Origin of the sequence: Paenibacillus sp. GYB006 (assembly GCF_036577645.1) — a bacterium.
GTDB lineage: Bacteria > Bacillota > Bacilli > Paenibacillales > Paenibacillaceae > Paenibacillus.
Genome location: NZ_JARBDA010000019.1, coordinates 18040 through 30522, shown reverse-complemented (window position 1 = coordinate 30522; position 12483 = coordinate 18040). Strand labels below are relative to the sequence as shown.

16 protein-coding genes are annotated in these 12483 nt (G+C 42.6%); all 16 read right to left on the bottom strand.

The window, feature by feature from the left end; genetic code table 11:
* Positions 1-126: 126 nt before the first annotated feature.
* Positions 127-354, bottom strand: coding sequence for a trp RNA-binding attenuation protein MtrB (mtrB, locus tag PV403_RS22255; RefSeq protein ID WP_213529585.1), 228 nt, complete (start codon positions 352-354; stop codon positions 127-129).
* 83 nt (positions 355-437) lie between these two features.
* On the bottom strand, positions 438-710 hold the full coding sequence (locus PV403_RS22250) for an HU family DNA-binding protein (RefSeq protein WP_160033283.1): 273 nt from the start codon (positions 708-710) through the stop codon (positions 438-440).
* Between the two features lie 368 nt (positions 711-1078).
* A complete protein-coding gene (gene spoIVA / locus PV403_RS22245) occupies positions 1079-2557 on the bottom strand; it encodes a stage IV sporulation protein A (RefSeq protein WP_213529587.1) in 1479 nt (492 codons plus the stop codon).
* 405 nt (positions 2558-2962) lie between these two features.
* Positions 2963-3724, bottom strand: a complete 762-nt coding sequence (locus PV403_RS22240) for a hypothetical protein (RefSeq protein WP_332086010.1) — start codon at positions 3722-3724, stop codon at positions 2963-2965.
* A gap of 48 nt (positions 3725-3772) precedes the next feature.
* Complete coding sequence (locus PV403_RS22235) at positions 3773-4117, bottom strand: 2Fe-2S iron-sulfur cluster-binding protein (RefSeq protein WP_332086009.1); 345 nt, start codon at positions 4115-4117, stop codon at positions 3773-3775.
* A gap of 39 nt (positions 4118-4156) precedes the next feature.
* Positions 4157-4756, bottom strand: a complete 600-nt coding sequence (locus PV403_RS22230) for a hypothetical protein (RefSeq protein ID WP_332086008.1) — start codon at positions 4754-4756, stop codon at positions 4157-4159.
* 47 nt (positions 4757-4803) lie between these two features.
* The gene (locus tag PV403_RS22225) at positions 4804-4983 is read right to left on the bottom strand and encodes a DUF2768 family protein (protein ID WP_160033293.1); all 180 of its coding nucleotides are present in this window, start codon (positions 4981-4983) and stop codon (positions 4804-4806) included.
* A gap of 193 nt (positions 4984-5176) precedes the next feature.
* Positions 5177-5455 (bottom strand): stage VI sporulation protein F, encoded by a 279-nt coding sequence (locus PV403_RS22220; protein WP_191799234.1) that lies wholly within the window; start codon positions 5453-5455, stop codon positions 5177-5179.
* Between the two features lie 96 nt (positions 5456-5551).
* Positions 5552-6592, bottom strand: coding sequence for an NAD(P)H-dependent glycerol-3-phosphate dehydrogenase (locus tag PV403_RS22215; protein ID WP_213529595.1), 1041 nt, complete (start codon positions 6590-6592; stop codon positions 5552-5554).
* Positions 6585-7205, bottom strand: a complete 621-nt coding sequence (plsY, locus tag PV403_RS22210) for a glycerol-3-phosphate 1-O-acyltransferase PlsY (protein ID WP_213529598.1) — start codon at positions 7203-7205, stop codon at positions 6585-6587. Before plsY ends, PV403_RS22215 begins: the two co-directional genes overlap by 8 nt.
* Before the next feature lie 12 nt (positions 7206-7217).
* The gene (gene der / locus PV403_RS22205; protein WP_160033301.1) at positions 7218-8540 is read right to left on the bottom strand and encodes a ribosome biogenesis GTPase Der; all 1323 of its coding nucleotides are present in this window, start codon (positions 8538-8540) and stop codon (positions 7218-7220) included.
* 182 nt (positions 8541-8722) lie between these two features.
* A complete protein-coding gene (gene rpsA / locus PV403_RS22200; RefSeq protein WP_332086007.1) occupies positions 8723-9952 on the bottom strand; it encodes a 30S ribosomal protein S1 in 1230 nt (409 codons plus the stop codon).
* Between the two features lie 117 nt (positions 9953-10069).
* Positions 10070-10660, bottom strand: coding sequence for a lysophospholipid acyltransferase family protein (locus tag PV403_RS22195; protein WP_332086006.1), 591 nt, complete (start codon positions 10658-10660; stop codon positions 10070-10072).
* Positions 10657-11361 carry a (d)CMP kinase gene (cmk, locus tag PV403_RS22190; RefSeq protein ID WP_213529605.1) on the bottom strand — a complete coding sequence of 235 codons (705 nt, stop codon included), beginning with the start codon at positions 11359-11361 and terminating at the stop codon, positions 10657-10659. Before cmk ends, PV403_RS22195 begins: the two co-directional genes overlap by 4 nt.
* A 97-nt stretch (positions 11362-11458) precedes the next feature.
* Positions 11459-11692 (bottom strand): DUF5359 family protein, encoded by a 234-nt coding sequence (locus PV403_RS22185; protein WP_332086005.1) that lies wholly within the window; start codon positions 11690-11692, stop codon positions 11459-11461.
* A gap of 88 nt (positions 11693-11780) precedes the next feature.
* Positions 11781-12437, bottom strand: a complete 657-nt coding sequence (locus tag PV403_RS22180; protein WP_213529609.1) for a flagellar brake protein — start codon at positions 12435-12437, stop codon at positions 11781-11783.
* Positions 12438-12483: the final 46 nt, after the last annotated feature.

Here is a 12483-nt window from a genome sequence, read left to right as displayed (position 1 = left end):
AGATAGACCTCCTGTCCTTCTTAGTGTAAACATCTAACAGAAGGCCCATACTCTATTGTACAACGAAAAAAACAGGCTATGCCTGCTTTTTAAAATGAAAAGACGGTTTCTAATTTCCCGCTCTTTTTATTGATCTGATTCAATAACACCGTGTTTTGTCATGACTTCTGCTTTGCCGCGAATTTTAATAGCAGAGGTATGATCTGTAAATTGTGCGATGAGAACCTCACCCTTATCGAGCTTCTCCGTATGGTGGAACCGGGTATCATGACCTCGCGTCAAACCAATGACATGAACACCGTTTTCTTGTGCCTTGATTACGATATAATCCCCGTTGTTGATTGGACCTTCCATGAACTTCACCCCTTCCTACTAAAAAGAAAAAAGCCGTGAACGAATTCACGGACTTTTCGATTACATAAAAGTATGTAGAAATCTTATTTGATTCCGTCTTTGAGCGCTTTACCTGGTTTAAAAGCAGGAATTTTGCTCGCTGGAATTTCGATTTCCTCACCTGTTTGCGGGTTACGTCCTTTACGTGCAGAACGCTCGCGTACTTCAAAGTTACCAAAACCAACGAGTTGTACTTTGTCACCTTTTTGCAATGCTTCAGAAATAGCTTCGAATACGGCATCAACCGCTTTCGTCACATCTTTCTTAGCGAGTTCAGTAGATTCAGCTACTTGTGTGATCAGATCAGATTTATTCAAGTCAATTCACCTCCTGATATTATTATCTAAGTGTTATACTTTGTTCCCGTTTCATCACAAAATATACATAAGATATACCTATTCCCAAGTAATATTGTTCATAGGTTCATACTTTCTCCGCAAGAGACTAGGTTCATCTTTGTTACTTCAAGTGAATCTCTATCCCTCAAGCGGAACAAGGTTTATAGTAATACAGTCAGGACACAATTTCAAGTAGAATCACCGTTCTCGGGACAAAATTGATAAAAAGCCACACTACTAATTGATTATTTTCCCTATTTTGGTAGGGAGCTAAGATACACAAAATAACCGAAAGGGAGAAACCCCTGCGGTTATTTTGGTGGTAAATCTATGGGCCAGGCCATGAATTACAATATGATTGCTATAAGTCCGCCAGAACCTTCGTTAATAATCCGTCCGAGCGTCTCTTGGAGTTTATATCTTGCATTATCCGGCATCATGGCAATTTTACCTTGAATTCCTTCCCTTACAATGGAATGCAGGGAACGGCCGAACATATCTGAATCCCATACCTTAATTGGGTCATTCTCGAAATCCTGCATGAGGTATCGGACCAGTTCCTCACTCTGTTTCTCGGTACCAATGATTGGTGCAAATTCAGACTCTACATCGACACGGATCATGTGGATCGATGGTGCTGTTGCTTTCAGCCTAACCCCAAATCTAGTTCCTTGACGGATAAGTTCGGGTTCATCCAAAGCCATCTCAGCAAGCGATGGAGCAGCAATTCCATACCCTGTTGTTTTGACCATTTCCAGTGCTTCTGCAAAACGGTCATACTCTTTTTTGGCGTGGGAGAAGTCCTGCATTAGTTGCAAGAGATGATCCTTACCTCTGATCTCAATTCCCACTACTTCATATAGAATCTGATCATAAAGCTCATCTGGTGCATAGAGATCAATCTCTGCAACTCCTTGCCCCATATTCATTCCGCTGAGTCCCGCCCGGTCAATAAATTCATATTCCATAAACTGAGATACCACGTGATCCACATCTCTTAGTCTGCGAATATCCTTTACCGTATCCCGAACTGAGTTCTCATAACTTGCACGCAGCCAGTGATTTTCATTCAGTACCATAACCCAGCTTGGTAAATTTACATTTACCTCGTGAACCGGGAATTCATACAGTACTTCTCGAAGTACACCGGTAACATCCTCTTCTGTCATTGTTGCAGCACTTAACGTCATAACAGGGACATCATATTTTTCGGCAAGTTCAGCACGAAGCTGTAATGCTTCTTCGCCCTTAGGCTTCGTTGAGTTTATGATGAGAACAAAAGGTTTACCTACTTCTTTCAGTTCAGCGATGACTCTTTCTTCGGATTCCACATAGGATTCACGTGCAATCTCCGCAATCGTGCCATCGGTTGTGACCACTACACCGAGTGTAGAATGTTCCTGAATGACCTTTCGTGTCCCAATCTCTGCTGCTTCTTGAAAAGGAATGGGTTCTTCAAACCATGGGGTAGAAATCATACGAGGGCCATTTTCATCTTCATATCCTTTGGCTCCTTCTACCGCATATCCTACACAATCCACAAGACGGACATTAACGTCAAGGCCATCTGCTACTTTAATCTGTACAGCACTGTTAGGTACAAATTTAGGTTCAGTGGTCATAATTGTTTTTCCTGCTGCACTTTGCGGAAGTTCATCAATCGCCCTTACTCTGTCTGCTTCGTTAGTAATGTTAGGTAAAACAATAGTTTCCATAAATCGTTTGATGAATGTTGATTTCCCTGTGCGAACTGCACCGACTACTCCGAGATAAATGTCTCCACCGGTTCGCTCAGCAATGTCTTTGAAAATGTCTACTTTTTCCAAATGAAATCCCCTCCTAAACATACTCCGAAGGAAAAATGCTAAAGAGCATCCGCTTCGTTTTCAATCAGAAGACGTTAATCCCTGCAACGGTAGAGCAGTTATAACGATTGCCCGGAAGTCGTCCGCCGCCGACATATCACATTCTGATGAAAGAAAGATGAGCGGCGTAACTCGTACATGCTTTTGGACTAGTATCATAGTATGTACATGACCTTTGCAGTATGACGTCTTTTCTATTTTTTTTGGTTGGTTATTCTTGAAGCACTCTCTTTTTAAGAAGATTCACGATCTCCTGAAGACCATCCACGCTAAATATATGAATGCTAGCTATCAATTATGACGAATGGCTCTCTAATATATAAAAACACCGCCCCTCAAAGGGACGGTGTTAATGCTAGATCATGATTACGAAAGGGTTGGGACAGCGATAGGCTGACCACCATCCCACGTATAAGGAAGTGATTTTACAGGCACAAAATGAGATTCTTCCGTTAGGTGTTTCCTTAAGTCTTCAGATCTTATCGGCTTGATTTTTTTTCGATCGATGAGCTGCATAATGTCAAAAGCATAATCTGCATACACCGTTCCTTCAGGGTCTATGATGTAAGGGAGTATTTCACCAGAGTACACACTTGCCAAATCTTCAACCCGGTTCCCCGAATTTTGAATGGCTTCTATGTCCACTAGATGAATGTTCGGATACATTTCTTCCTTCACTGGCCATGTTCCATGAGAGGCATAATAAGAATCAACTAGACGCTGAACTAGAGTTACTTTTTGGACGGTTAAAAGATCCATCACTTTAACGACCGGATCGACTTCTTCATTTTGAACGAGAAAATACGCACTTCCACCTTTCTCAAAGGCCGTCTTTGGAATATCGTCAACATATCCTTCTCGTTCAAGTTTGCTCATATCAACTCGAAACTTCTCATAAATCGGGACTTCAGCCCCAGCCGTAATAATCGGCAAGACACCATTCGATTCTTGAAAGGCATCTATTGCATTCTGAACCCTCGAGACACTCCCGTCATAATTCGTAGCCCACGCTTCTTTGTTACTTTCCCCTGAAGAGTGCATACAGCCCGACAGTAACAACATGAGCGCAGTTATAGCAGCACATAGGAAAACACGCTGTTTTCTTATGATTCCGTATACTTTCCTCATAAATTAAGCCCATCCTTTATTAGAATCTAGCTATCATTTTCCGGAATCTTACCATAGTGTATCTTCTTCCGCTTGTCTTTCGAGCTGTTTGCGGATCGCTGCTTTCAGCTTATCCTCAGGTACTTGAACTGTGACCGAGTCCTGAACAGTAGCCTGACAAGCTAGACGTGTCCCACGATCGAGCCATGTGCCGAGCTTGTTACGTTCTGCTCCCCCTGGTTTACTCAGATGACCTTCTTCTCCCTCGGGAACGTCAACTTTGCACATCATACATCCAGCCTTACCTCCGCACCTTGTAGGGATGGTTATCCCTGCTAAACGACTTGCTTGAAGCAAAGTAACTCCCTGCTTCACTTCAACCTGTTTGCCACTTGGTAAAAAGGTTACCTTCATCACTTGCCCCCCTGCTTGTCCGTACACATTCTAGCTGTGTCAGAGCCGCCCCTGTTGTCGTAGTGAATCACCATTTACTCCTAGTACATCCTCCAACTGTTTCAGATGTGCTGATGACCACACATTACGTCGAATTAGATCTTTTAATAAAGGGGTATGAGCGTCTATATTCTCATTCATTTTCTTTGCTATCAGATCATATCGATCTGCCCGCTCACGAAGGATGTTAAACATGAGCTCATGACTGAGCGGTGTCATAAAAATGGAATGATGCGTACCCGGAATATTATATTTCTGTGCATAAGGAATCAAAAAAGCAATATCTGTTCGATAAAGTGAGTCTGATGTACAAATTTCAAACCCTCCGGATAATTCCAAAGATGCTTCACCGATCTGATAATGACTGAGCAAAGAAGTATAGGTACCGCTTCGATCCAGACGCTGCTCATCCACTGAAAATGAACTGATCTCTTTATGTAATGGTTTAGCGGTTTCAAAATCAGCATATACATCAATATCATTCGGCGGGTCCGTTAGTTCTACTCCCTGCAACAGAAGGCTGCAGCTTCCTCCTAACAGCCATTTGTATCGCTTTGGGTTCCAAGCCTTACCTAAGACGTTTAAAGCTGTATCAAGCACTTATCATGACTCCAATCGTTTAATGAATTCAGACTTCCTTTTTATAATTACATAATAGATACCAGACCACTAAGAAGTCCGAGCAGCATAATTATAAAAGCAAGGAAAGATAAAACTCCTTTTATTATACCCTTTGTCTTCGCACGTGCAAAAGTAATCAAGAAGACAGACAATCCCATAATTAGAACAGCGATAATCGAAAGCCACATCTTGTCCATTGCATCCATGTTTCATCCTCCAATACATCTATCGATCCCAGAAAATAATGTATTACCCATCTTTTTTCAGATAAAGTGATTATAACATGAAATCTTAACCGTTCCTCCTTGTAAAAAGAAAAAGAACAAAGATTATAGGCATGGGCCATCTTTGTTCTTCGTAGCAAGAAAGAGGTGAATATCTCTTTCTTAACTGGATATATTATTTCTTTTTCATCATCATTTTCATGATTGCTTCCATGTTACTCGGATTCATACCGCTTTTCTTGATCGCATTGACGATTTCCTGGATCGTTTCTTCACTAACAGGTATTTTTGCCATTGCAGAAACTTGCTTGATCAGCGTTCTCAGCTGATCCTCATTTTGTAAAGTAGAAGGTTTCACCGTACTAGCGAGCTTCTTCACTGCGCCTTCCGAGATCTTCTTCCCCGTCTTTTTATTAATTGCATTTAGAGCATCTTTAGAAATATTGTCAGCCATTTATTCCCCTCCTTAAGACAAAAACTCAACATATTATATGAGCTGTCTTATCGAAGGGTGATGGAAAGGGAAGAAATGAGAAAAGAGCCCATTAATCTAAGTGTGCCACTGCTCCCATGTTTCGAGTCTCATGACTTCCATCTCTGTCTTAGGATCACGGCCCATCAGCGCTTCTACCGCAGTACGGCTGTCTTTGCCTGTGAATAGCACTTTATAGAGCTGATCAGCGATCGGCATTTGGACATTATACTTTTGTGATATCGCATGAGCTGCTTCTGTAGTACGAATTCCTTCCACAACCATGCCCATGGCATCTAGTACTTCTTGCAGCGGTTTGCCTTGTCCAAGCGCATATCCAGCACGCCAGTTACGGCTATGCTTGCTTGTTGCGGTCACGACTAAATCCCCTACGCCAGCGAGTCCTGAAAAGGTAAGCGGGTTAGCCCCCATCTCTACACCAATTCGAGCAATCTCCGCAAGGCCGCGGGTTATGATCGCTGCTTTGGCATTATCGCCAAATCCAAGACCGTCCGACATTCCTGCACCTAAAGCAATGATATTCTTAAACGCACCTGCTAGTTCAACACCAAGCAAATCTCGATTGGTGTATACTCTAAAGTTCACATTCATGAACAAATCTCTAGCACGATTAGCAAGCTCATCATTTAAGGATGCCACCACAGTTGTGGTCGGTTTTTTCTGAACGACTTCTTCCGCATGACTCGGACCTGAAAGCACTACAATATCTCCCTCAGGACAGCCGAGTTCCTCCGAAATGACGACAGACATTCTTTTTAGAGTTGCCGTCTCGAAGCCTTTCGTTGCATGTACAATAAGTGTGCCTTTTTTGTAAAAAGGCTGCAGTTGTTGTACCACGGAACGCATCGCAGAGGAAGGAGCTACAATAATAATAGCCTGACTGCCTTCTACCGCTTCTTTCATATCACTTGTAGCCATAATTCGTTCGGATAAAATAATACCGGGTAAGTACCTTGCATTCGTATGCTGTTCGTTAATCTCAGCGGCTTGCTCGTTACTTCGTGTCCACATGTACACATCATGGCCATTGTCTGCAAGAACACTTGCCAGTGCAGTTCCCCAGCTTCCAGCTACCAGTAACGTTACTTTGTTAGACAACCCGTTTACCCCCTTTTGATGAACGAGATCCCAGCTTATTTTCTTCCCCGCGTATCAGTTTCATGATATTCGTCCGATGCCTCCAGAAGGCTAGTATACAAATCACGAGACTACACCAAAATAATGGCCATGGATAAAGAAGGATAAATAAGAACACAGGAGTTAAAAATACGAAAATTAAAGAACCTAAGGATACGTATCTAGTAATTATAATACACATAATCGCTATAATTCCTGCATATAAAGCGGGTAATAAACAAAGGGTTGCAAGCACGCCAATGGCGGTTGCAATCCCTTTCCCTCCACGAAAACGGAAAAATACGGGCCAGTTATGACCAACAATGGCAGCGACTCCACACAGCGCTGGAACCCACTGTGAATCACCGCCAAGCCATTTGCCGATCCATACCGCTGCGACCCCTTTTGCAACGTCAAGTACAAGCACAAGAATAGCCGGCCCTTTTCCAAGGACACGTAATGTATTCGTTGCGCCTGCATTGCCGCTTCCATGATCCCGTATATCTATGCCTTTTGTTAGTTTACCAAGCAAAAAGCTAAAGCTTACGGAACCTAGAAGATAGCTGATGATTATAGCCATGATAGCATAAATCACATTGTTTCTCCCCTAACCTTCGTCGGACTTACGCCGAGTAAATATACGAATAGGTGTACCTTCAAAATTGAAAGCAGCACGTATTTTATTCTCAAGGTAACGCTCATAAGAGAAGTGCATCAGTTCCGGATCATTTACAAAAACAACAATTGTAGGGGGCTTCACTGCTACTTGTGTTACATAATTAATGCGCAGTCGTCTTCCTTTGTCTGTTGGCGGCGGGTTAATAGCCACTGCATCAGATACTACATCGTTAAGTAAATGAGTCTGAACACGCATGACATGCTGCTGCGATACATGCTGTACTACAGGAAGCAATTTTTGTAAGCGCTGTTTGGTTTTTGCAGAAAGGAATACGATCGGTGCATAGGTCATGAACAGGAAATGATCCCGAATGTTCTTTTCGAATTCACGCATGGTTTTGTCGTCCTTATCTACAACATCCCATTTGTTCACCACGAATAAGGAAGCTTTGCCTGCTTCATAAGCATAACCAGCAATATGCTTGTCCTGATCAATGATTCCTTCTTCGCCATTAATAACAATCAGTACAACATCAGCACGTTCAATCGCACGCATTGCACGCATTACGCTGTATTTCTCGGTAGTTTCATATACCTTGCCGCGTTTTCTCATACCTGCCGTGTCAATAAGGACATAACGCTGACCATCTTTTTCAAACGGAGTATCAATCGCATCCCTTGTTGTTCCGGCTATATCACTTACGATAACGCGTTCTTCCCCAAGAATTGCATTGACTAGCGATGATTTCCCCACATTTGGTCGTCCGATGAGAGCAACTCTAATTACATCTTCATCATACCCATCTTCCTCGAGTTCAGGGAGGTTACTAGCAATCGCATCAAGCAAGTCACCAATTCCAGTACCATGACTTCCGGAGATACCAATCGGATCACCAAATCCAAAAGAATAGAATTCATAAATGAGGTCGCTTCGACCCATATTGTCTACTTTATTAACTGCAACGATGATCGGTTTACCGGATCGATACAGAATTTGAGCCACTTCTTCATCAGCTTGCGTAACTCCTGTCTTCGCATCACACATAAATACGATGACATCAGCTTCTTCAATAGCGAGCTCTGCTTGCATACGGATGGATCTCAGAATGATATCTTCACCATCAATTTCGATTCCTCCCGTATCAATAATACTGAAAGGTTTGCCGTTCCATTCCGCCACACCATACAAACGGTCACGCGTAATTCCCGGTTTATCTTCCACAATGGCCAACCGGTCGCCGATGATCCGGTTAAAAATTGTTGATTTCCCTACATTCGGACGTCCGACTATAGCCACAACGGGTCTTGCCATAAAATACACTCCTCCTGTCACTTCTTACGCTTCATCATAGCAAAAAAAAGATAATTAAGCTAATGCTTTCCTTATCCAAAAAACAGGTTCTAACAACAATCGGCGAACCCCGAAGGATCCGCCAATCGTGATTAGCAACCTGTTTGTGTTGCCTGTATGAAGATAAGCTTAACGCGACTTCATTATTTAAATTTACTTAATTTATCACCGAAAAGGTCGCCCAGTGTAACGCTGAGTCCTTCGTTGCTCAAGGAAACGTTAGGGTTGTTAACTACTTCACGTGGAGCATTTGATTTTCTGGATTTTTCAGCACGCGGCGCTGCATCAGCAGGAGCTTTTTCTGTTTCTTTGATGCTCAGGCTTGCACGTTGCTCAGCAGAGTTCAGTTCCAGAACTTTCACTTGAACTTCTTGTCCTTCTTTCAGCACTTCATGCGGAGTACCGATGTGTTTGTGAGAAATCTGGGAAATGTGAACCAAACCTTCTACACCTGGTGCGATTTCTACGAAAGCACCAAACTGAACTAGACGTTTTACAGTACCTGTTACGATATCGCCTGTTTTGAACTGCTCCGCAGCAGTTTCCCAAGGACCTGGTTGTGCTGCTTTGATACTGAGGCTGATTTTTCCTTTTTCAGGATCAACTTTCAGTACTTTAACATTCACTTTTTCGCCTTCGGAAAGAACGTCAGATGGTTTATCCACATGGCTCCAAGCAATCTCGGATACGTGAACAAGACCGTCAACGCCGCCTACATCTACAAAAGCTCCAAATTGAGTCAGGCGCTGTACAGTACCTTCAATTTGTTGTCCTTCTGTAAGTTCAGCAATCACTTTTTGTTTGTTAACTTCGTGTTCTGCATCCAGAACATCTTTTTGGGAAAGGATTACTTTGTTAGCTTCACGATCAAGTTCTTTTACAACAACGCGAAGTGTTTTTCCTTTGTAATCACTGAAATCTTCCACAAAATGACGCTCAACCATAGAAGCAGGGATGAATCCGCGTACGCCAACGTCAGCAACTACGCCGCCTTTAACGACATCAGATACAACAACTTCAAATACTTCACCAGACTCTTGTTTTTTAGCAAGATCTTCCCAAGCATTTTCGCTGTCGATTGCACGTTTGGAAAGAACTAGTTTTTCTTTCTCGTCATCGATGCTAACTACTTTGCATTCCACTTCTTGGCCAACTTCTACTGCTTCGCTGGCATTATCCACTTGTACAGAGGAAAGTTCGCGAACTGGAATCACACCGTCATATTTATATCCAATACTTACATAAGCTTGGTTATCTTCCAATTTGACAATGGTTCCTTTTACAGTATCGCCTTTTTTTAATGATACGAATGAATCCAATTCATCTTGGGTTGCTGCTTCTGTTACTTCTTGATTTTTAGTTTCTTCCGACATAATCAATACCCTCCTCAATTCAAAAACCCCATTTATTTAAACCTGCCGTAGCAGAGTTCAAAACATAACCTGGTAATGCATAGCTTACCATAAAATATGATGTGTCATTCATTGGCTTTATGGCTTCGATGGTACACCAGTTCTCGCCATCTCATCAATTTTAGACATAATTTTTTCCGTTGCCCGTTCAAGTGACTCTCCTGAAGGATCATCTCTGAATTCATCCAGATCAACGGGTTCACCGTAAACAATTTTCATTTTTCTAAAAGGTTTGTATTCACCGATTACAGCAGCAGGTACTACAGCAGCTCCGCTTCGCAGTGCGAAACTAGCAGCTCCCTTTTTTCCCATACCGCCATCATTATGACGACTGCCTTGCGGAAAAATCCCCAAGACTTCTCCACCCCGAAGGATGTTAAGCGCTGTTTTAATGGAATCCTTGCTCACACCGCCCCGTTTCACAGGGAACGCTCCGAGTTCTTTTAAGATCGGACCGAACACCGGAACTTCAAACAATTCACTTTTTGCCATAAATCGGATCTTGCGGTGAATCTTAATTCCAAGAGTTGGCGGGTCAAAGTTACTAATGTGATTACAACACAATACCACGCCGCCTTCGCGGGGAATATTCTCTCTCCCACTGGCCTCTAAACGAAATATAACCGTGTAAATTACGTTTAACAGAAACCGACCAATTGAATAAATCATAATCCAACCTCTCCCCTGACTTCCATACAGCGCGCTACAATGTGTTCAACAACCTCATCAATACTCATTGATGTGGTATCAAGAACGAAGGCATCTTCTGCTTGACGCAGTGGCGAAACTTCACGTTCCTGATCCAGCTTGTCCCGAGCCGCAATCTCTTTTTCGAGCTGATCAAGTGTTACCTCTTCCGTCTTATCGAGTTCCTTGAACCTACGAAGTGCACGTTCCCTAACGCTTGCGGTCATAAAAATTTTCACTTCTGCATCTGGTAAAACCGTCGTTCCGATGTCCCTTCCATCCATAACAACGCCCTTGCGAAGTGCCATTTTTCTCTGCATTTCAACAAGGTGATGACGCAAACCTTCGATTTGCGAATATAAGGATACGACTCCAGTAACTTCTCTCGAACGGATCGGCCCTGATACTTCTTCCCCATTAAGGAATACCTTCTGCCCGCCTTCAGCTGGTATAAGTTCAATATCCAGTCTTCTAACGTGCGCAAGTACGGTATCTACCTCTTCCGGTTTAATCTCATGGCGAAGCATATAATAGGTTACAGCACGATACATAGCGCCTGTATCCACGTACACATAAGACAGTTTGCTCGCCACGCGTCTAGCAACGGTACTTTTCCCAGCTCCTGCGGGACCGTCAATAGCCACGTTCAATTTCCCGTTCTCTGCTGTATTCTGGCTTGTCAACGGGGCATTCCTCCTCAAACTTAAGCCTCAAGAAAAAAGCAGGCATTGCCTGCGACGAGAAAATTATACCACACAACCACCAGTGATGCAAAAATGGTCACTCTTTATTCAGCATATTTGGAAGTTGGAAAGAAGCAGGCAAGGGTGTTCCCTCAAGCCGAAACACTGCTGACATATGGGGTGCTGTGTATCTGTTATGAAGCAAAACTTGAAAAACAAGCAGTAACAGAAAAAGACATAGCAGCAGTTTCTTAAATCTGCGTTCAACCTGAGTACTGAACTTGATAAATAAAGCTTCATATCTGCGGGCTTCCTCACCTGACTGCTTCATTTTCATCTCTCCTGCAGAACAATTTTGTTCATTGTGCCCTGAGAAATTAATAATCATTCACTAATGAATAATTCTTGTATGAATTTATTTATCTTCCTCTAAAATCAAGTTGGCGTTCAAAACAGTACTTTATTATTTTTTGACGCTCCATGTCAGAGATTTGTGTAAATTCAAGCATGGATTTCTGCCGGCCACTTTCGAGGGTAATACTCCGAACCACGATTCCTTCAAAAGGAACATGTTCCAGCTCTCCGTTCTTATAAGGAAGCAACAGCCAACAAGAAAGAATCTGTCCTTCCTTTACTTCATGTTTGGAATCCCCTAAAAAAGAAATGCCTCCTCCGCCTACATCATCGGTATAGGTTAGAAACCGGGTAAAATCGTGTTTGAACTTAACAGCCAGTTCTAATTCGGACTGGACTCTTAAAAAATTACGCCGCTGTATTTGAAAAATTTCTTCTGCAGACGGCCTGCGAAACTTCACCATTCTTATTACATCTTCTTTGAAACCAGTCACGTATGTATTAAAGTAATGCTTTACTCCACCTTCTGTTAGAAAGTAGATCGACAGCTCATCACCCATATGGAGTTTTTTCAGTTGCCCGCTTCCTTCACGAATCGGAACTTCCATATAAATATCATCTTCATCTGTTTCGGCAATTCTTGAACGGTATTCGTAATTCGCTTCTTTCTCACCTTCTGAGGGTAACTGTATGAACAACACATCATTTACTTTCGGATACAAACCTCATTCACTCCCTGTCTATAGTCGCACAATCATGAAATATAAC

What these genes read in the sequence shown, in the direction of transcription:
- mtrB (WP_213529585.1), bottom strand. Translation starts at nt 354, where the DNA reads ATGGAAGGTCCAATCAACAACGGGGATTATATCGTAATCAAGGCACAA.
- PV403_RS22240 (WP_332086010.1), bottom strand. Translation starts at nt 3,724, where the DNA reads ATGAGGAAAGTATACGGAATCATAAGAAAACAGCGTGTTTTCCTATGT.
- PV403_RS22235 (WP_332086009.1), bottom strand. Translation starts at nt 4,117, where the DNA reads ATGAAGGTAACCTTTTTACCAAGTGGCAAACAGGTTGAAGTGAAGCAG.
- PV403_RS22225 (WP_160033293.1), bottom strand. Translation starts at nt 4,983, where the DNA reads ATGGATGCAATGGACAAGATGTGGCTTTCGATTATCGCTGTTCTAATT.
- PV403_RS22220 (WP_191799234.1), bottom strand. Translation starts at nt 5,455, where the DNA reads ATGGCTGACAATATTTCTAAAGATGCTCTAAATGCAATTAATAAAAAG.
- der (WP_160033301.1), bottom strand. Translation starts at nt 8,540, where the DNA reads ATGGCAAGACCCGTTGTGGCTATAGTCGGACGTCCGAATGTAGGGAAA.
- rpsA (WP_332086007.1), bottom strand. Translation starts at nt 9,952, where the DNA reads ATGTCGGAAGAAACTAAAAATCAAGAAGTAACAGAAGCAGCAACCCAA.
- PV403_RS22195 (WP_332086006.1), bottom strand. Translation starts at nt 10,660, where the DNA reads ATGATTTATTCAATTGGTCGGTTTCTGTTAAACGTAATTTACACGGTT.
- PV403_RS22185 (WP_332086005.1), bottom strand. Translation starts at nt 11,692, where the DNA reads ATGAAGCAGTCAGGTGAGGAAGCCCGCAGATATGAAGCTTTATTTATC.